The sequence below is a fragment of the Rhodocaloribacter sp. genome (genome assembly GCF_056451265.1).
In genome coordinates, this window is record NZ_JBWOPL010000032.1 from 1 (window position 1) to 18,437 (window position 18,437).

The window sequence follows — 18,437 nt, forward strand, 5'->3', positions numbered from 1 at the left end:
GGCCCGCCCCGACGCCGCCGAGCGCATCGCGCGCGCCGTGCTTCACCTGGCCCGGAGAAAGCCGCACCACGCACCGGAAACGCAGGCATGACACGTAATCCCGAACAGAGCGAACGGAGACGGCAACCCTTCCTGGGGCGCATCCGCCACGTCCACATGGTGGGCATCGGCGGCATCGGGATGAGCTCCATCGCCGAGGTGCTCCTGAGCCGCGGCTACCGCGTGACCGGCTCCGACCTGAAGAAGAGCGACGTCACCGCCCGCCTCGAAACGCTCGGCGCGGTGATCTTCGAAGGCCACGCCGCCGAGCAGGTGGGCGACGCCGGCGTGGTCGTCCACTCCTCGGCGGTGGACCCGGCGCGCAACCCGGAGACCCTCGAAGCCACCCGGCGCGGCATCCCGCTCATCCCCCGCGCGGTCATGCTCGGCGAGCTCATGCGGATGAAATTCGGCGTCGGCATCGCCGGCACGCACGGCAAGACGACCACCACCTCGATGACCGGCCTCGTCGTGGCCGAGGGCGGCTTCGACCCGACCATCATCGTCGGCGGCAAGGTGGCCGTCTTCGACTCGAACGCCGTCGCGGGCGAAGGCGACGTGATCGTCATCGAAGCCGACGAATACGACCGCACCTTCCTCCGACTGACCCCCTCGCTCGCCGTCGTGACGAACATCGAGGCCGAACACCTCGACATCTACGAAGACCTCGACGACCTCATGGACGCCTTCGTCCAATATGCCAACTCGGTGCCCTTCTTCGGGGCGGCCCTGCTCTGCCTCGACGATCCGAACGTGCAGGCCGTCGTCAGCCGCATCGACCGGCGCGTGGTGACCTACGGGCTGACCCGGCAGGCGGACGTCCGCGCCGAGAATCTCACACACGAAGGGCTGACGACGCGCTTCGAAGTGATCGCCGGGGGAGAGACGCTCGGCGCGGTCGCGCTGCGCGTGCCGGGGACGTTCAACGTGCAAAATGCGCTGGCCGCCGTGGCCGTGGGTCTCGAGCTCGAGATCCCTTTCGAAAGCATCCGCGCGGCGCTGGCGAAATACTCGGGCGTGCACCGGCGCTTCGAACCCATCGGCGAGGCCGCCGGCGCGCTCGTCATCGACGACTACGCGCACCATCCGACCGAGGTGCGGGCCACGCTCGAAGCCGCTTCCGACGCCTTCCCGGACCGCCGCATCGTCGCCGTCTTTCAACCGCACCTGTACTCGCGAACGCGTGATTTCAAAGAGGACTTTGCGCGGGCCTTTTTCAACGCCGACACGCTCGTGGTCATGGACGTGTACGGCGCGCGCGAGGAGCCGGCGCCGGGCGTCACGGGCAGCCTCGTGGCGGACCTCGCCAGGCGCTTCGGTCATCGCGACGTGCACGACGTGCCGGACAAAGCCGCCATGCCCGATTATGTGGCCGCCCTCGCGCGCCCCGGCGACGTGATCCTCACCCTCGGTGCGGGCGACGTCTGGCGATACGGGCGAAAGCTCCTGACAGCCTTGAAAAAACGGGAGGCCGAGAACGCCTCTACCTCCACACGGGACACAAACGGAGCAAGCACATGACGAAAGCGAAACCCGGACGTCGGGCCTGGATGGCCGCATTGCCGGTGATGCTGGCGCTCGGCGTCGTCGGCGCGTTGGGATGGCACTGGCTCTCCGGCCTGACGTGCCGGACCATCGAGGTATCGGGGATGCGCCATGCCGAGCGGGAAGCGATTCTCGATCTGGCGCGGGTGGACACCGGCATGGTGCTGTTCGACGTCGATCCGGCGCTCGTGGCCGACCGGGTGACGCGGCATCCGTGGGTGGCCGAGGCGGAGGTGGCGCGTCTGCCGACGGGCACGCTCGCCATCGAGGTGCGCGAGCGGCGGCCCGTGGCGCTCGTGCTCGACCGCACGGGCATGCCGTCGCACTACCTCGACGCCGCCGGCGCGCAGATGCCCCTGACGCCGGGCATCGTCCACGACGTGCCGCTCGTGCGGGGGCTGCGGCAGCCGTACCACCCGGTGCAGCCCGTCGAGCAGGCGGAGGTGCGCGCGCTGCTCGCCGCGCTGGCCGCCGCGCCGCCCGAAGAGGAAGCGCTCGTCTCCGAAGTGGAGGTGCGCGCCGGGAACGAGCTGTGGGTGTACACCACCCCCGACGGCGTGCACGGGGCCGTTCCCGTGCGGCTCGGGCGCACAGACTTCTCCGAAAAGCTCGCGCGGCTGCACGCCTTCTGGCAACAGGCCGTGCTGCCCCGTCCGGACAAGGCCTTCCGCCTCATCGACCTCCGCTTCGAGAGCCGGATCGTCACCGAAGAACAATAAGCATAACCATAGATCGCATGAACACGGAGCTACACACGGTAAATCAGGGTCAGCATCATGAATGAACGCATCGTTGTGGGTCTGGACATCGGAACCACGAAGGTATGCGCCGTCGTCGCCTCGGTGGACGACCACGGGCGCATTAACGTGCTCGGCATGGGGCTCGCCCCCTCGGACGGGCTCAACCGGGGCGTGGTGGTCAACATCGACCGGACGGTGGCGGCGGTGCGCGAAGCCGTCAGCGAGGCCGAGCGCGTGGCGGGCGTGCGCGTGCAGAGCGTCATCGTCGGCATCGCGGGCGACCACGTGCAAAGCCTCCAGAGCCGGGGCGTCGTCGCCGTCTCGAACCGCGACGGCGAGATCACCGAAGCCGACGTGCACCGCCTGCTCGAAGACACCACCTACATGGCCATGCCCACGCCCGCCGACCGGGAAATCCTCCACGTCATCCCGCAGGACTTCATCGTCGACGGGCAGGACGGCGTGGCCGACCCCGTGGGCATGAGCGGCGTCCGCCTGGAGGCCAACGTCCACATCATCACCGGCCTCGTCTCCGCCGTGAAGAACATCTACCGGTGCATCGAGAAGGCCGGCTATCAGGTGGCCGACATCGTGCTCGAACCGCTCGGCTCGTCCTTCTCCGTGCTTCATCCGGACGAGAAAGAGGTCGGCGTGGCCCTCATCGACATCGGCGGCGGCACCACGGACATCGCCGTCTTCGAGGACAACACCATCCGGCACACCGCCGTCATCGCCATCGCCGGAAACAAGGTCACGGACGACATCCGGAAGGGCCTCGGCGTCATGCGGGATCAGGCCGAACGCCTCAAGTGTGACTTCGGCATCGCCATCGTCGACGTCGTGGACGAGGACGAACGGATCAGCATTCCCGGCATCGGGGGCCGTTCGGACAAGAGCATCGGGCGAAGCACGCTCGCCCAGATCATCCAGCCGCGCATGGAAGAAATCCTCGAGATCGTCGGCATCGAGATCGAACGGAGCAAATACATGAGCCACCTCTCGGGCGGGGTGGTGCTCACCGGGGGCGGCTCGCTCATCCCCGGCACGGCGGAGCTCGCCGCCGAGGTGCTGGGCATGGAGACGCGCGTGGGGCGTCCGATGGGGCTGGGCGGCGGCCTCGTCGAAGAAGTGTGCGACCCCAAGTTCGCCACCGCCGTGGGCCTCGTGCTCTACGGCCTGCGGCCCGAGATGATCGGCGGCACGCCGTTCCGAAGCGACATGGGCGAACTCGTCGGAGAGACCGTGCCGGGCGAGACCCTCGTGAACAAAATCGCGAGCCGGATGAAAAGCTGGTTCGATGAACTATAGATCGGAGCCTTGCGCGCCAACGGCCGCGGACACGACGGGTGTGCGTCCGGGGCCGGTGTGCGGGGAAAGACCTTCGGAAACGCTCAATCCGGAGGGGCAAAACAAGGGCAACGTCAGAACCGAACTACCAACTGGAGGAACCCATGGAGAAGTTTAGCAACCACTTTGCGTTCGATGAACGCTCGAACGAAGAAGCCAAGATTTGCGTCGTCGGCGTCGGCGGCGGCGGCGGCAACGCCATCAATAATATGGTGAGTCAGGGGATTCAGGGCGTCGAGTTTTTTGCGATCAACACCGACAAACAGGCGCTCAAGGAGAACCTGGCGACGGGAAAGATTCAGGCCGGGCGGGAGGTGACGAAAGGGCTGGGCGCCGGGGCGCGCCCGAACATCGGCGAGGACGCCGTGAAGGAGAGCCGGGAGGAGATCGAGAGCATGATCCGGGGCTTCGACATGGCCTTCATCACCGCCGGGATGGGCGGCGGAACGGGCACCGGCGGCGCGCCCGTGGTGGCGGAGATCGCCCGGAGTCTGGGCATCCTCACCGTGGCCATCGTCACGAAGCCGTTCGAAGCCGAAGGGCGCAAGCGTCTGGCGGCGGCGGAGGCCGGCATCGCAAAGCTCCGCGAAAATGTCGATACGCTCATCATCATCTCGAACGAACGCCTGCTCGACATCGCCGAGGACGCCACGCTCATCGAGGCCTTCAAGATGGCCGACGACGTGCTCTATAACGCCACGCGCGGCATCAGCGACCTGATCACGGTGCACGGCCTGATCAACCTCGACTTCGCCGACGTGAAGACGACCATGGAGAACGGCGGCACGGCGCTCATGGGCTCGGCCACGGCCTCCGGAGACAACCGCGCCGAGCGGGCGGCGCACGAAGCCATCGAGAGCCCCCTGCTCGAAGGCGTCGACATTGCCGGGGCGCGCAACGTGCTGGTCAACATCACCGCCGGGCGCTCGCTCGGCATCCGCGAAGCCACGCGCGCCACGAGCATCATCCAGCGCGAGGCAGGGGAAGACGTGGAGGTCATCTTCGGCACCGTCATCGACGAGGCCATGGGCGAGGATCTGCGCATCACGGTCATCGCCACGGGCTTCGACAAGTCCGACCGCCGGAACGAGACGAGCGTGCGCCGGACGGTCCCGCTCCAGCCCGAAGGACCGGCCTACCATTACAAGGGGGAGGAGAACCTGAAAAACCTCGACGTGCCGGCCTATGTGCGCCGGGGCACGCCTCCGAAGCAGGAGACGGGCGCGCCGGAGCGCGGGGGCAAGGTGCGCCGCCTCCGCATGGACGGCCTCAAGGAACGCTCCGAACGCATCCTCAGCGACGGCGACGAGATCCCGATGTTTCTGAAGCGGATGATGGACTGACCCGGTCCCGGTCATTTCCCCGGACGCATGCAACCTTCATGGAGGGCGGCATATGCATACATGGCTTTTTTACCTCGCCGTCTGCGGGCTCGGCCTGGTGTGCCTGATCGAGTTCAGCGTGGCCATGCTGCTGCTGTTTCGCGCCGTCTTCCACGTCTCCCTGCCGGCGGAGCCGGAGCTCGAAGGGAGCGTCGATGAGGCGGGGCAGACGTTCCGGACTGACGCACCAGTGTCATCACCGAGGATTATTTTTCTAACGAACCCGAAACGACACGGGTCCTCCAGTCCCGTTCACGGTCCCTGAGCAAGGCCGTTTCTTCTCTCCGGAGCGTCGCAACACCCGGCGCGCTTCGGGAGCTTGAGGTTCGTTAAGGCGAACGCCGCGTCTCCGTGAGGAGGCGCGGCGTTTGTTCGTCGGAGCATTGGGAGGCGATAACGTTGCCCCGGCGTTCGATCTGTGTGGGGGTATGGGGGATGCAATGGCGGGCTCCTTCCCGCCAGGCGCCCGATTCCGAACGTCGCGCCATACGTTTTGCACGGGCGACCGGCCGGTCGCCCCTGTGGGTTGCGTCCGGGATGACGATAATTTCAGATGGAAAAATTCATGACGTGGCGTTTCATGTCCATGTAGGCGTATACTGCTCTTTCGGGGCGTTGATACCGGCAACCGTAACCTCCGCGATAGACGTTGTTTTTATACTAATTCAACCTGTGGTGTCCGTATCGCAAGAACCTGTTTACCGGCGTGGATCTTCCACTTCGTAGTGCGTATTGCGTAAGGTTGCCATTGCCTTTCGTCGGCGCATCCTTTACACCCTAACGCATGAGAGGTTGTCTCGACATCGGTAAACAGAATTGGTATTATCAATAGTTTGTCATCTTCTCTTCCATGCTTGGGTGCTGGCGCTGTAGGGTGAAATCCTCGCAGCAGGTGTGAAAAAGAGCAGGGTGTGGAAAAATACCCTTGACAGCCCAATTCTTTTTTTTTCTTATGAAACAGCTCTCTTGTAAATCCAAACTGTAAATTGGATAAGCAAAGTGCTTTTAGGTTAATACACGTATGTCAAATCAAACAAAGACTGTCATGAAGAAAATTTTCGCCTTAATGATGCTGTCGGCAATATTTTTCGCAACGGCTGAGCCTTTGTGGTCATTGCCCGATCAGTGTGAATATAATGATGAATTTGGTTGTCATCATATTCTCACGGAAGATCCCGATAACTCGGGATATGGTTGGAATGCGACAAGTTGTGATGGAGGACAGAATTATTACGCCGTTTATGGTGCGATTGGCGCCTGGTGCTCTTGAGCATGAAAGCTCTTGAAAAACATTTTTTAAGCCGAAAAACTTTCGAAGGTGATGTGCTATGAAGAAAATCCTATCTGTACTCACAGTCGTTTTTGTTCTTGGAGCCTGTGACCAGGCGCCGGACCGAAAACCTGAAAGCATTGAGGTTGAACCTGCGTCTTTACTGGTTGTTGTGGCTCCGGCTACGGAGGTTGCTCAAAAGAGCGAAGAAGGCAGGCACAAGGCGATGGCTGCATCCATGCGCGTATTTGCGGAGATAAGCAATATTTTGAAATCCGATAAAGATTTAACTGAAAAGAATCGTACAGCGCAAGAACTGTTGGAACGTCATAGCGGTCCGGAGTGGTATTTCCTGGAACAGATGGTGTCGCTTGAATTGTTGCCTCAATTGCTTGATGCCAAGGAGAAAAATCTTGATGCTATCGGGTATTATACAAGTCTTCTGGCAAAGAACGAAAATCCAAGCGCTCCCTTGCTGACGAAGGCCCTTGCAACGCTGCAAGGGTATTGGGCGCCGGAGGAAATATCGAGGGTTGCTCATCAAAGCACGGAAGCGGCCATATCATGGCTTTCGGAAACATGCCCGGAGTGTGAGGTGGGAGGTGTAAACGAGGAGGTCGTGTTGCGTTTGAAACAGGGCCGGGATGCTCGTTTCCAAGCCGTGCAAAAGGCTATCGGTGATCTGGCGCAACTGATGGATAGGGATCTGAAGCGTTGAGGGGGACTTCAAGAGGGCAAGGAGTGACGGCATAGAGTGCGAGGCTTTTGAGAAAAGCCCTTTAGCGTTTCGGGATGTTTCGCGAACGCCGCGTCTCCGTGAGGAGGCGCGGCGTTTGTTCGTTTGGATCCGGAGGTGCGCAAAGACGCCGAGGGGCGTAAGGTTCGTCCTTTGGGCTCAAAAGATGGGACGTGAAGAAACACCGTTGACGGATGAGTTCTTTTTTCTTGTGAGGAATTGAGCGGCGGTCGTAGACAGTACAGGTCGCGTGGAGAGGTCTTCCTCAGCGTCCGGAAGGGGCGATGCCTGCCGCCCTCAGAGGATCGACTTGCCGAGGAGCGACAGGAGCAGTTCGGCGGCCGGCTCGGCGGTGCGGTTGCGCTCGTCGAGCATGGGAGCGGATGCGTGAATGGAGCACGTGAAACTTCAAGCTTGGAGAGAAAAGGGTAATTGTTTTTACCTTTTAGTTGTTTTTTTTGTCTTACACTCTATTGGGTCATATCTCCAGTGAGCACGTCGTCCCAAGCCTCAAGCCAGGCGCATGAAAAATTGCGCTTTTTAGCACAGGTCTCGTAGGGGTAAGCCCCTTTTTTGTTCAATATCGACGATTTATGAAGGCTTCCATGCTCCCAATGCGGGGCATTTGTGCATGCCGGCATACGCCCCTCAAGCCTCTGATTTGTAGGGTTATGGGCCCCCTTTTCAGCATGCTCCTATCTGCAGACATTCGCTCTTCACAACAGTAATCCATCGAATCGGAACCGTCATGAATGTTCAATTCCCGGACAAGAAGATGCACAACGGCAAGAGAAGATGGTCTTTCTTTTACATTTTGCCAACATTTGCATTTGCAATGCTGGGGGTGTGTCCACTCTATGCTCAGATCGCTTCTCCCGAGTTGGATTCGCTGATCGCTCGCGCCGAGCGGGAAGGAGAAGTGCGGGTGATCGTCAAGCTCAGAATCCCTGAATTGCCGGAAGAACTTCCCATCCGGCAGCGGCTGGCTGCGCGAAAACCCGTCATCGCTGAAAGACAGGAGATACTGCTTCAGGATCTGGCTCCTTTCGCAGCAGAACTGCTCGGTCGTATGACGTACATCCCTAAGATAGGTTTGAAAGTTGATGCTGCGGCATTACGTTTTCTGGCAAATCATCCGCTCGTCGTCCGCATCTATGAAGATAGACTCATACCGCCTTTACTTCAGGAGAGTATCCCGCTTATCAACGCAGACGACGCCTGGGAAGGCGGGTACTCGGGCGACGGTTACGCAATCGCAATCATCGATACCGGTGTGGACGGTAACCACCCTTTTCTCTCGGGCAAGATCGTCTCTGAGGCGTGTTACTCCTCCAACCTGTGTCCCGGGGGCGGCACGGCTGAAACAGATCCCGGGTCCGGAGTTAACTGTCCCGCCCACATTGATGGTTGTGACCACGGCTCCCATGTGGCCGGCATTGCCGCCGGCAATGGAATCGGGATGCCCGGCGTCGGTTTTGCCGGAGTGGCGAGGGATGCCCATATCATCGCCATTCAAGTATTTTCCGAATTTTTCGGCTCGATATGCACGGGAGCCGGGATGTCTTCGCCCTGTGCTCTTGCAAATTCAATGGATATCGAACGTGGTTTGGATCGCATCTATGTGCTGTTCATGGAACATAATTTTTCCATCGTATCTGTGAATATGAGTTTGGGAGAAGGTCGCTACACGGCCCCATGCGATACCCATGTATGGGCAGATGAAGTTGACGTTCTTAAAGGTGCACAGATCGCCACCATAGCGGCCTCCGGCAATACGGGTGATATAGATGCTTTGAATGCCCCCGCCTGCATTTCTTCGGCAATCAGCGTTGGTTCTACGCAGGACGGCTCGGGAGGGACGGTAGTAGACGCAATCTCGGGATTTTCCAACAGCGCCAATTTTCTGGATCTGCTGGCGCCGGGAGAATGGATCTACTCATCGGTGCCCGGCGGTGCCTACGACGATTTCAGAGGGACCTCGATGGCTGCGCCCCATGTAGCCGGGGCCTGGGCGGTATTGAAAGCTCGCAATCCAGCCGCCGCTGTGGACGATGTGCTCAATGCCTTGGAGACAACCGGCACATCGATCTACGATGCTCGGAACGGCGTCACTACTCCTCGCATCAACGTAGATGCCGCCTTGAATGCTCTGGCGCCGCCGCCAGACGCTAAACTTGTCTCGCTCGGCGCAGAGGATAACGGGTACGCCGTCGCCGTCAGCGGCCAGGTGGCCGTTACCGGCGCCCCCGGTACGTTTTCCTTGCGAGGAGAAGCTTACGTCCACCAGTATAATGGCTCTGCCTGGACACAAACCTCCATAGTCGCCCTCGACGGGGCGCTGGGCGACCAGTTCGGCCGAGCGGTGGATGTCGATGGCGACTGGATTGTCATCGGCGCCCCGTTCGACGACGACCAGGGCGCCTCTTCCGGCTCCGCCTATGTTTTTACATGGGACGGCACTTTTTGGAATCAACAGACCAAATTGACCGTCGCCGACGGCGCCGCCTACGACACCTTTGGAGACGCCGTCGCTCTCAGTGGCGATGTCCTCATGATCGGAGCACGGGGCGATGACGACCGCGGATTCTCTTCCGGATCCGTTTATGTTTTTCGCTGGAACGGAACGTCCTGGACACAAGAAACCAAGCTGACGCCCAATGATGGCGCCGGAGGCGATTACTTCGGGGAAGCGTTGGCGCTCAATGGCAACATCGCAGTAATCGGAGCGCGCGGCGACGACGATCACGGCAACGGCTCCGGCGCGGTCTATATTTTTCGCTGGAACGGAACGTCCTGGACACAAGAAACCAAGCTGACGCCCAATGACGGCGCAGCCTATGACAATTTCGGAGATACGGTCTCGCTCAGTGGAAACGTCGCATTGATTGGCGCTCCCGGAGATGACGATAACGGAAGCGGTTCAGGTTCCGGTTACGTTTTCCGCTGGAATGGTTCTTCCTGGGCGCAGGAGGCGAAAGTGACGGCCGGTGGCGGTGGAGATCACTTCGGAGCGTCGGTAGCCTTAAGCGGCAATCTCGCGTTGATCGGCGCCTACGGCGACGACGACCAGGGCAACAACGCCGGGGCAAGCTATCTCTTCCGGCAGAACGGAACGCTTTCCATAAGCTGGACGCAGGTAATGAAGTTGACGGCATACGATGGGGCTGCGGGCGACGAGTACGGGAAAGCCGTGGCCCTCAACGGCAATGTGGCTTTGATCGGCGCTCCCGGGGACGATGGCGATCAGGGAGCCGCCTACGTAGAAGGAGACGCGGTGTTGAAGCCGGTCGTCTTCCAGGCCGATCATGCGATCCAAGTCGCAAAAAAGGCCAGGGCTACGCTGCCGAAAACCTACACGCTCGATCAGAACTATCCCAATCCGTTTAATCCTCATACGGAAATTCGCTTCCAACTCCCCCGGCGCGAATACGTCGTATTAACCCTGTACAATGCGCTGGGCCGGAACGTCGCCACGCTTGTGCATGCAACCATGGAGGCGGGCTCTCATCGCTTAAAATGGAATGCTTCCGAGTTCCCGAGCGGCATCTACTTCTATCATATTCAGGCCGGTTCCTTTACGGCAACGAAGCGGATGATTCTAATGAAATAAGCAGAAACAGCCCATCCGTTCACCCAAACCGGCGGAGGATTCAATGTTGGACAAATGGACGTTCCTCTCACTCCTGATCCTCGGAACAGGTCTCTTGATCGTTGCGGCGCCGGCGCAGGCTCAACGGTTGCAACCGAACCTGCAAACCTGCGAGGAGAATCCGATAACCCTCATCGTATCGAGCGGCACACTTGATACCTTGAGTGAAGTGTGCGTCGAACGGCAAAGCGCCATGGAAGTAAAAACCTGGGCGGCTTCCAGATACACAGCCTGGCCAAGCGGATGGAACAGCCTGGAGCACGGCGCCACCCTGAACGTCTTTCGCCAGAGTGATGAGGTGCTTGTCGCGGGACCAACTACGGCCGTAAAATTTCAGACTACGGGAGTTGCCTGTCCTACGCTGGTCTTCTCGGAAGAGGACCTCGTAAAGGCCGAAGGCAATCACTGGTATCAAAAGGATCCGAACGATCCCGGTAATCCTGAGATGGTTCAAACCATGGTATACGAATGACACATTTTCGGCCAAGAAAGGTTCGTATCGACAAGTTTATCGGCGGTTATAGACTTTGAGACCGCGTGACGGCGGCCTTTCCCCACGCGGAAGCTCCCACCGCTGCTCCGGGTGTAAACGCCACACCGGACATTCCGCGCCCGATGCCCCGGGTACTCGAGTTCCAACGGTGCGCCATACGAGGCGCATAAATCCGCCGGGCCAACCCTTCGGGCTTCACTCGGGAAAACGTATTGGGTCAGGGTGAAAGAGGAGTATGGTGTGGCGATTCAGGCGCCGCATGAGATGGCCGATCTCTACAGAGTTGCACGAAAAATTACTGTTTAAGGCATCCAATTTCAGCTATCTATTGTCGCGTCCCTTGTGCATTAAATCCTACTCTCGACCAAAGGGACATCCGGCGGTCATTATTAAAAGCCGTAAGTGAAAATCATCATGAGCCGTCTCTTTAACCGACTCACCCTGTTGCTTTGGCTGGATTGCCTGGTATGGGTAAGCCTGACAGCGTTTTCCTGTCAGGAAAGTTCGCCCGTCAACGCGGAGTCGTATACGGAAGAACCTTCTCCGGGCGAGGTCCCCTTCGTAGAATATCGCTCCTGGACCCCGCCCCGCCCTATAAAAGTCATTCCGGAAGTTGCTCGACGGATCCCTGCTTATCCCACGGCACTCTCAAGCTCCGGAAGCGGTCAACTCCATCTGGTGACAAGCATTCCCGCCGACACCCTTCTGCCCCACGAACGCTTTTATCTGGGCTACTTCTTCTACGACGGCGCCCGCTGGATGCATCGCACTGACATTCAAGGATATGGTCTGTTTATTCCCGCAACCGTGCTTGGGACAACCTCTACTACCGCTCACCTTTTCTGGACCGGCATCACCCCGGATCTTCAGCAAGATTGGCTTGATCATAAGGTCTTTACGTCCCGACTTTTCTATTGTTACTGGAACGGAGAAATGTGTTCTTTTCCCGCAATGATTTCAGACACCGTGCCCCCCATTCCGCACCCCGCCATCATTCTCGGTCGGCCGGTGGCGGACCGATCGGGCCAAATCCACCTTGTTGCCGATGTGGGATACGATACTTTTCACTTCGTGTTTTCATCCGAAGGACAGTTCCTGAAAAAGATCCGTATCGGTTCCTTCAGCCAGCCCCGCATCCTCATGCAAGCCGACACCTTGCATCTGGTCTACATGGATGCCTCTCGGGTTCGAGGCGTGGCCAATGATCTCTATTATCAAGTCTATCGAAACGGCGCATGGAGCGCCCCCGTAGTCTTGTTTCATGATGTAGATGCTCTGGGTCATCACCCATCGCTGGCCATTGACAGTAAAGGCGTCTATCATTTGGCTTTCTACTCCCAAGATCGGCACAATGGGTACATCACGACGATGTATACCCATTCGATGAACCGGGGGCGTAGTTGGTCCGTCCCCGCTCAGGTATACACCCATCGTTCCCTTTTTTTCCGCGCGCCGCAATTGGCTGTTGACAGCCACGACATTCTCCACCTGATTTGGAGCCATGGCGGTGGCTTATTGTCGGATTCGCTTTCTTTCGGGATAGACAATTTCTATGCTTCCCGGCGAAACGGAACATGGACGAAGGCGCAGCGACTTTATCCGGAACTGGAACCCAAATCGAATGTGCATATGCTTGTCGATGCAAATGATGTCGTACATCTGGTTTTTGCTGCACTGGATAAGAACATCTATCATGTCACCTTCGAGTGAGGAGCTGGTGACAGCCATCACCGGTAGTAAACTATCTGAAAATCATCCGACTCCTGACTTGACATGGGCGTACACTTTACCTGGTTTAGCAAGCGGAGCTTGAGCATGAAATCGCTGTTGGGTTTGTAGGTCACCTTCTCAATCAAAAAGGGGCGCATGACAGGACGCACAAAGACCACAATGGCGTGAAGCAACGAATTGCAAATCCGGAATCATGTCGGCGGCAGTCAGAGGACCCTTATTAATCATTCTGTTTTTAGTCATTTGCTGCCTGCCGCCGGCGGCTCCGGAAAGTATGGCGCAAAACCCTAATTGGGGCGCTGTCGCCGGGCGCATCGTTGAAGCGGACCTGAAGACTCCCGTCGTGGGCGCCCACGTGGTCGTCGTGGAAACCAGCTACGGCGCCGCTTCGGATGAGCGAGGCGACTACGTGCTCCGGCTGCCGGCCGGTCGGCACGTCCTTCGATTCACGGCCATAGGATACGTCCCGCACCTCGATACGGTCGTGGTCAAAAAAGGGAGAACGACGACTTTAAACGTTGCCCTGAAGGCTTCCGGTTATGAAATGGAAGAAATTCAGGTCATGGAGGCGCAAGGCTTCGAAGAGGAAGGAGGGTATCGCATCAGCCCGGAACACATCATGCGGATCCCCGCTCCTCTGCGGGACGGTTTCCGCACGTTGAAGGTCGTGCCCGGCGTCGCAAGCAATAACGAACTCTCGAGCGAATACTCCGTCCGCGGCGGCGGTTTCAATGAAAACGCGATCTACCTTGACGGCTATGAAGTGTATCGATCTTTCCGTTTGCGAAAAGGAGAACAGGAGGGCTATGGAATTATCAATCCCGGAATGGCGGAGCACGTCACGTTCTATACGGGAGGATTCCCGGCGCGCTACGGAGGCAAGCTCTCTTCGGTTCTGGACGTCGGCTACGAGCGTCCCTATGAAAGCCCGGTCCGCGGATCATTCTTTGCCTCCCTGTTAGAGCAAAGCGCGGCTGTAAGCGGTTCCACCATGCGGGGGAAGATCGGATGGAGTGTCGGAGTGCGCCGGGTAAACGCAGAGCATCTTTTCCAGACCCAGGAACTCAAAGGCGTCTATCAACCGGACTTCACGGATGTGCAGGCGGCGCTGGGCGCGAGGCTGACGCCGTCGGTCGAAGTGGAAGTTCTGGGCGTCCGGATGCAGAACCGATTTCGCTTCGAGCCCCGAGAACGACGCACCGTGTTTGGAAGTTTTACGAAACTCCAGAGTGCACAATTTGCCTTTCAGGGGGCGGAGGACGATCGGTATGGGACGTATCTGGCGGGGGTGCGCGTCAAGACGCGGCTCTCGAACCAGTGGAGCGCCACGCACGGAATCAGTTATTTCGAAACTTCGGAACGCGAGAACGTCGGCGTCAATGGCGTGGGCGTTCTCTATGAAGTCGGGCTGGATGCAAGGGGGATCTTGGAAGGAAGGCCCACCGGTGCTTTTTTGCAACAGAAGCAATTCTCGAACGACGTCCGGGTGCGCGCTCTGACGGCGCAGGGACGATGGACGACGCATGGAGCCCGGTACGCCGCCGAAGGCGGGTGGGTCGTGCAGCGTATGTACTTCGAGGATCGACTGGCGGAAGCGTCCATCGTCGGAAGCATCCCCGACTCCATCGGCACAGCTTTTTTGGATAGACCCCAATCCGTCGAGGCGCACCTTTCCGACAGCCTGATCATCAAGGATTATCGCGGGGAAGCGGAAATGCGCGCCGTTCGAACCGCGCTCTATCTCCAGAACGCCCTCGACCTGTTTCCCGAGCAGGGCCGGTTGATACTGACGGCGGGAATCCGAGCGGATTACTTTTCCTTCAACGACGAACTTATCGTTTCGCCCCGGTTGTCCTTGCGCCTGCGCTTTTCCGAAGCGCTCACTCTGACGGGCTCATGGGGGGTCTATTACCAGACGCCTACCTATCGGAAGCTTCGAGGGGATCCGGAACCGGGCGAACCCCTCTTGAATGCGCTCAATCGCGACATCCGTTCCCAACGCGCCCTTCAGTATACCGTCGGGGCAACTTTTCGACCGGCGCGGTCAAATCTCCGTTTTCGAGGCGAAGCCTACTACAAAAGGCTGGACCGCCTGATTACCTACGACGTCGAAAATATTCGCCTGTCCTATTCGGGTCGAAACGACGCTCGCGGGTTCGCTTACGGCGTGGATTTGCAGGTTTACGGCGAATTTCTTCCGGGGCTGGAAAGCTGGGTGAATTACAGTTTCATGAAATCTCGGGAGCGTTTTCTACCCCGCTTTGCGACCCCGCGGAACGAAGGCTGGCTGCCTCGTCCCTTTGATCAGACGCACACCTTTTCCCTCTTTATCCAGGATTATCTTCCCGAACATCCGACGTGGAAGTTGAACCTGCGATTTTTGTATGGGTCCGGTTTTCCCTATACCCCTCCCGGACCCAGCCCCGGAGCGGGCGGCGCGGTCATACAAGCCCCGGCAACCCGCAACGCCTTTCGATATCCGAATTACACCCGCGCCGACATCGGCATCGCAAAAGCTTTCAAAATCGTTTCCGGATGGTGGTCCGGGGATCGACCGCTTCGCCTTGACATTTCAGTGGAAATATTGAATATGTTCAACTACGTGAACACCATTACCTATGACTGGGCGCCCGACGCGGATGGGATATGGCAGCGGATTCCTTCCCGGTTGACGCCACGCACCTTCAACCTGCACGTTCGCATGGAATTTTAAGCCGCGGGGCATTGGCGTTCTCTGGGCGTCCGGTGCACTTTCGGAAAGCGCAACGCTGCCGAAAACGAATGATGCACGACGAGTCATGTCGCGCGACGGGCTGATTCCCGCCCTCAGAGGATCGACTTTCCGAGGAGCGACAGGAGCAGTTCGGCGGCCATCTCGGCGGTGCGGTTGCGCTCGTCGAGCATGGGGTTGATCTCGACCACGTCGGCGGAGCCGACGCGCCCGTCGGCGGCGAGGAGTTCCATGAGCAGGTGCGCCTCGCGGAAGGTAAGGCCGCCCGGCACCGGCGTGCCCACGCCCGGCGCATACATCGGGTCGAGGCTGTCCATGTCGAGGCTGACGTGGAGGCGGTCGCAGTGGCCGAGGCGGCGGAGGGCTTCGCGGGTGACCTCGGCGATGCCCCGTTCGTCGATCTCGCTCATCGTATAGATGCCCATGCGACTCTCGCGGAGCATGCGGCGTTCATACGGGTCGAGGTCGCGCAGGGCAATGACCATCACATCTTCGGCGCGGAGCTTCGGGCCGGGCCGTCCGAGGTCTACGAGCTCGGGTGCGCCGAGGCCCATGAGCGCCGCCAGCGGCATCCCGTGGATGTTGCCGCTCGGTGAGGTCTCGGGCGTATTGTAGTCCCCGTGCGCGTCGATCCACAGCACGCCCGCCGGCCCTTCGTGCGTCACGCCGCCGACGGTGCCGACGGCGATGGAGTGGTCGCCGCCGATGAAGAGGGGGAAGCATCCATCGGCGAGGGCTTGCCGGCCCGCCTCGTAGACGAGGGCGCATGTGGCGCGGATGGCCTCCAGGTACGCCAGGCCGTTCCGCTTCGCATCGAGCGTGCCGCGCACGGCCGCCTCGATGTTTCCGGTGTCTTCGACGCGGTAGCCGAGGCGCCCGAGCCGGGCGGCAACCTCGGCATAGCGCAGGGCGCTCGGCCCCATGTCTACCCCGCGCAGGCTTTGCCCGAGGTCCATCGGCACGCCGATCAGGCGAATAGTGGTGGGGTGGTCTGTCATGAATTCCGTGGGGAAGGGTCGTTTCGGAAAGGAGGACGCGGGTTTGCCCCGTCGTTCGGAAGCGCTTTTTCGCGCCCATCATACGGAATCGGCGCATGCCTCGCAAAAGAATTATCGGGGAGGAGCGCCGTCGCGATCTGACATTTTTAAAGAGCGCCGCGCCGGATCGCTCTGCCTATTTTTCAAAGGGGCCGCCCCGGTTTTGTCAGACTGACAGAGCCGCGTGTTTGGCATAAGGCTTGAAAGGCGGGCGGAAGGAAGCCGTCACCGGTTCCCGTTCCGCGCGCGCGGCGGGGACGTAGTCGGCGGCGGCTCGCCCCCTCGCGCCGGGCGCCTCGTGCGATCCCGTACGGAGGCGTCGGCGCGGGCGGGGCAATCGTCACTTTGCATCGGACGCTTGCGCGAAGGGGAGAACATGTGGGAGACCTCGACGACGCCGGTTCGCGATGCCGTCTCCGGCGGGAAGCCGCGCGTGGTGTTGCCCCCCGACTACGAGGTCGAGATGATCAGCGAGGCGAAGTTCGACGCCATCGTGCGGGGCTTCGACGTGACGGAGACGGAGGAGGGCGCGGTCTATCGACGCGACGGACATCCGTGGGAATACGTGCGTAATGGACCAAAGGTGATCGCACGATACCGGCGGGACTTTTGTCCGGAGCGGCATTTCCTGATCGTGTGAACCGGCTCGGGCGACCGGCTGCCCCGTGGCGCAACGCATCCGATCATGTTCTTTGAACCAGAGAGGGATTCTTTGAACCAGAGAGAAGAGTAGGAGGTGAACGCCATGAAATCGCTCGCTCGTTCCCTACGCAACGTTTTGCCGGCGATTCTGGTTTTGCTCGTGCTCGCCGGTATGTTGATGCCCGTGTATGCCCAGGTTTCTTCGGCGCAACCGGCCCTGACGGCTTCCGGGGAGCTGACCTACGGCATTCGTCTGGGCGCCCTCTATAACGACTTCACCGGAGACGCCATCCGGCGCGTGGAGGACAAAGCCGGCTTCAGCGGCGGCGTGTATCTCAACTACCGGTTCCATCGTCGCTTCGCGATTCAGCCGGAGGTGCTCTTCTCCACCCGTTCCGGCAATGTCGATCACACGGGCGTGCTTCTGCCCGCCGAAACGGTGGACTATACGTTCGGCATGCTCGACGTCCCGGTGTTGTTGAAATACTATCCCTTTGCGGGTCGTTCCATCGAGCCGAATCTGTTCGCCGGGCCGATGGCGAGCTTCACCCTCTATCGCGACCTGAACTTCGCGCAGGAGCCTTCCGGGCGCTTCGATCCGAGTGACGAGTATCGCACCGGAACGCTCGGCGTGACCTTCGGCGCGGGCTTCGAAAAACACGCGTGGGGTCGGAAGCTCTCCTTCGACACCCGGTACACGCTCGGGCTGACCAACCTCTTCCGAGACGACCACCGCCCCGACTTCCGGATGCGCGGGTGGACCGTCACGGTGGGTGTCGGCCTTTGACACAACGACTTTTCCCGTTACCCATCTAACGTATGGAGGATTGCAACATGGCACACATCAAACCGCTCGGCGACCGCGTGGTCGTCAAACCTGAACCTGCCGAAGAGCAGACCGCCAGTGGCCTCTTTATCCCCGACACGGCCAAAGAGAAGCCCCAGCGCGGGACGGTCATTGCCGTCGGCCCGGGGCGCGTCGAGAACGGCACGAAGATCGACATGACCGTCAAGGAAGGCGACACGGTGCTCTACGGCAAGTACGCCGGCACCGAGATCAAGCTCGACGGTGAGGACTATCTCATCATGCGCGAG

Annotated in this window: 15 protein-coding genes; 14 read left to right on the forward strand and 1 reads right to left on the reverse strand. The window is 59.9% G+C overall.

The genetic code is table 11. The annotated features are described in order from the left end of the window. Positions 1-87: 87 nt before the first annotated feature. From murC to AC1HIY_RS04620, 11 genes are all read left to right on the forward strand, one after another. Positions 88-1,560 carry a UDP-N-acetylmuramate--L-alanine ligase gene (murC, locus tag AC1HIY_RS04570; RefSeq protein ID WP_479575529.1) on the forward strand — a complete coding sequence of 491 codons (1,473 nt, stop codon included), beginning with the start codon at positions 88-90 and terminating at the stop codon, positions 1,558-1,560. After that, a complete protein-coding gene (locus AC1HIY_RS04575; RefSeq protein WP_479575530.1) occupies positions 1,557-2,303 on the forward strand; it encodes a cell division protein FtsQ/DivIB in 747 nt (248 codons plus the stop codon). The genes murC and AC1HIY_RS04575 overlap by 4 nt, the downstream gene beginning before the upstream one ends. Before the next feature lie 57 nt (positions 2,304-2,360). Continuing rightward, complete coding sequence (gene ftsA, locus AC1HIY_RS04580; protein WP_479575531.1) at positions 2,361-3,632, forward strand: cell division protein FtsA; 1,272 nt, start codon at positions 2,361-2,363, stop codon at positions 3,630-3,632. Between the two features lie 143 nt (positions 3,633-3,775). Beyond that, positions 3,776-5,014, forward strand: a complete 1,239-nt coding sequence (ftsZ, locus tag AC1HIY_RS04585) for a cell division protein FtsZ (RefSeq protein ID WP_479575532.1) — start codon at positions 3,776-3,778, stop codon at positions 5,012-5,014. Positions 5,015-5,066: 52 nt separating this feature from the next. Beyond that, positions 5,067-5,318 (forward strand): hypothetical protein, encoded by a 252-nt coding sequence (locus AC1HIY_RS04590; protein WP_479575533.1) that lies wholly within the window; start codon positions 5,067-5,069, stop codon positions 5,316-5,318. 780 nt (positions 5,319-6,098) lie between these two features. Next, the gene (locus AC1HIY_RS04595; protein ID WP_479575534.1) at positions 6,099-6,323 is read left to right on the forward strand and encodes a hypothetical protein; all 225 of its coding nucleotides are present in this window, start codon (positions 6,099-6,101) and stop codon (positions 6,321-6,323) included. Between the two features lie 58 nt (positions 6,324-6,381). Further along, a complete protein-coding gene (locus tag AC1HIY_RS04600) occupies positions 6,382-7,041 on the forward strand; it encodes a hypothetical protein (protein ID WP_479575535.1) in 660 nt (219 codons plus the stop codon). Between the two features lie 766 nt (positions 7,042-7,807). Beyond that, positions 7,808-10,669 carry a S8 family serine peptidase gene (locus AC1HIY_RS04605; RefSeq protein ID WP_479575536.1) on the forward strand — a complete coding sequence of 954 codons (2,862 nt, stop codon included), beginning with the start codon at positions 7,808-7,810 and terminating at the stop codon, positions 10,667-10,669. Between the two features lie 43 nt (positions 10,670-10,712). Continuing rightward, positions 10,713-11,180, forward strand: a complete 468-nt coding sequence (locus AC1HIY_RS04610) for a hypothetical protein (protein ID WP_479575537.1) — start codon at positions 10,713-10,715, stop codon at positions 11,178-11,180. A gap of 423 nt (positions 11,181-11,603) precedes the next feature. Continuing rightward, positions 11,604-12,911, forward strand: a complete 1,308-nt coding sequence (locus AC1HIY_RS04615) for a hypothetical protein (RefSeq protein ID WP_479575538.1) — start codon at positions 11,604-11,606, stop codon at positions 12,909-12,911. 295 nt (positions 12,912-13,206) lie between these two features. Beyond that, the gene (locus AC1HIY_RS04620; protein ID WP_479575539.1) at positions 13,207-15,645 is read left to right on the forward strand and encodes a TonB-dependent receptor; all 2,439 of its coding nucleotides are present in this window, start codon (positions 13,207-13,209) and stop codon (positions 15,643-15,645) included. Between the two features lie 113 nt (positions 15,646-15,758). Here the strand turns inward: AC1HIY_RS04620 and rocF are convergent, their stop codons facing one another. Continuing rightward, entirely contained in the window at positions 15,759-16,661 is a 903-nt protein-coding gene (gene rocF / locus AC1HIY_RS04625; RefSeq protein ID WP_479575540.1) for an arginase, read from the reverse strand. A 415-nt stretch (positions 16,662-17,076) separates the two neighbouring features. Between rocF and AC1HIY_RS04630 the strand changes: the two genes are divergently transcribed. From AC1HIY_RS04630 to groES, 3 genes are all read left to right on the forward strand, one after another. After that, positions 17,077-17,340 (forward strand): hypothetical protein, encoded by a 264-nt coding sequence (locus AC1HIY_RS04630; protein ID WP_479575541.1) that lies wholly within the window; start codon positions 17,077-17,079, stop codon positions 17,338-17,340. A 105-nt stretch (positions 17,341-17,445) separates the two neighbouring features. Then, positions 17,446-18,129 (forward strand): porin family protein, encoded by a 684-nt coding sequence (locus tag AC1HIY_RS04635; RefSeq protein WP_479575542.1) that lies wholly within the window; start codon positions 17,446-17,448, stop codon positions 18,127-18,129. 47 nt (positions 18,130-18,176) lie between these two features. Then, a partial coding sequence (gene groES, locus AC1HIY_RS04640; RefSeq protein ID WP_479575543.1) for a co-chaperone GroES occupies positions 18,177-18,437 on the forward strand: 261 nt, incomplete at its 3' end.

What these genes read in the sequence shown, in the direction of transcription:
- AC1HIY_RS04590 (WP_479575533.1), top strand. Translation starts at nt 5,067, where the DNA reads ATGCATACATGGCTTTTTTACCTCGCCGTCTGCGGGCTCGGCCTGGTG.
- AC1HIY_RS04595 (WP_479575534.1), top strand. Translation starts at nt 6,099, where the DNA reads ATGAAGAAAATTTTCGCCTTAATGATGCTGTCGGCAATATTTTTCGCA.
- murC (WP_479575529.1), top strand. Translation starts at nt 88, where the DNA reads ATGACACGTAATCCCGAACAGAGCGAACGGAGACGGCAACCCTTCCTG.
- AC1HIY_RS04605 (WP_479575536.1), top strand. Translation starts at nt 7,808, where the DNA reads ATGAATGTTCAATTCCCGGACAAGAAGATGCACAACGGCAAGAGAAGA.
- AC1HIY_RS04575 (WP_479575530.1), top strand. Translation starts at nt 1,557, where the DNA reads ATGACGAAAGCGAAACCCGGACGTCGGGCCTGGATGGCCGCATTGCCG.
- AC1HIY_RS04630 (WP_479575541.1), top strand. Translation starts at nt 17,077, where the DNA reads ATGTGGGAGACCTCGACGACGCCGGTTCGCGATGCCGTCTCCGGCGGG.
- ftsA (WP_479575531.1), top strand. Translation starts at nt 2,361, where the DNA reads ATGAATGAACGCATCGTTGTGGGTCTGGACATCGGAACCACGAAGGTA.
- rocF (WP_479575540.1), bottom strand. Translation starts at nt 16,661, where the DNA reads ATGACAGACCACCCCACCACTATTCGCCTGATCGGCGTGCCGATGGAC.
- ftsZ (WP_479575532.1), top strand. Translation starts at nt 3,776, where the DNA reads ATGGAGAAGTTTAGCAACCACTTTGCGTTCGATGAACGCTCGAACGAA.
- AC1HIY_RS04620 (WP_479575539.1), top strand. Translation starts at nt 13,207, where the DNA reads ATGGCGCAAAACCCTAATTGGGGCGCTGTCGCCGGGCGCATCGTTGAA.
- AC1HIY_RS04600 (WP_479575535.1), top strand. Translation starts at nt 6,382, where the DNA reads ATGAAGAAAATCCTATCTGTACTCACAGTCGTTTTTGTTCTTGGAGCC.
- AC1HIY_RS04610 (WP_479575537.1), top strand. Translation starts at nt 10,713, where the DNA reads ATGTTGGACAAATGGACGTTCCTCTCACTCCTGATCCTCGGAACAGGT.
- AC1HIY_RS04635 (WP_479575542.1), top strand. Translation starts at nt 17,446, where the DNA reads ATGAAATCGCTCGCTCGTTCCCTACGCAACGTTTTGCCGGCGATTCTG.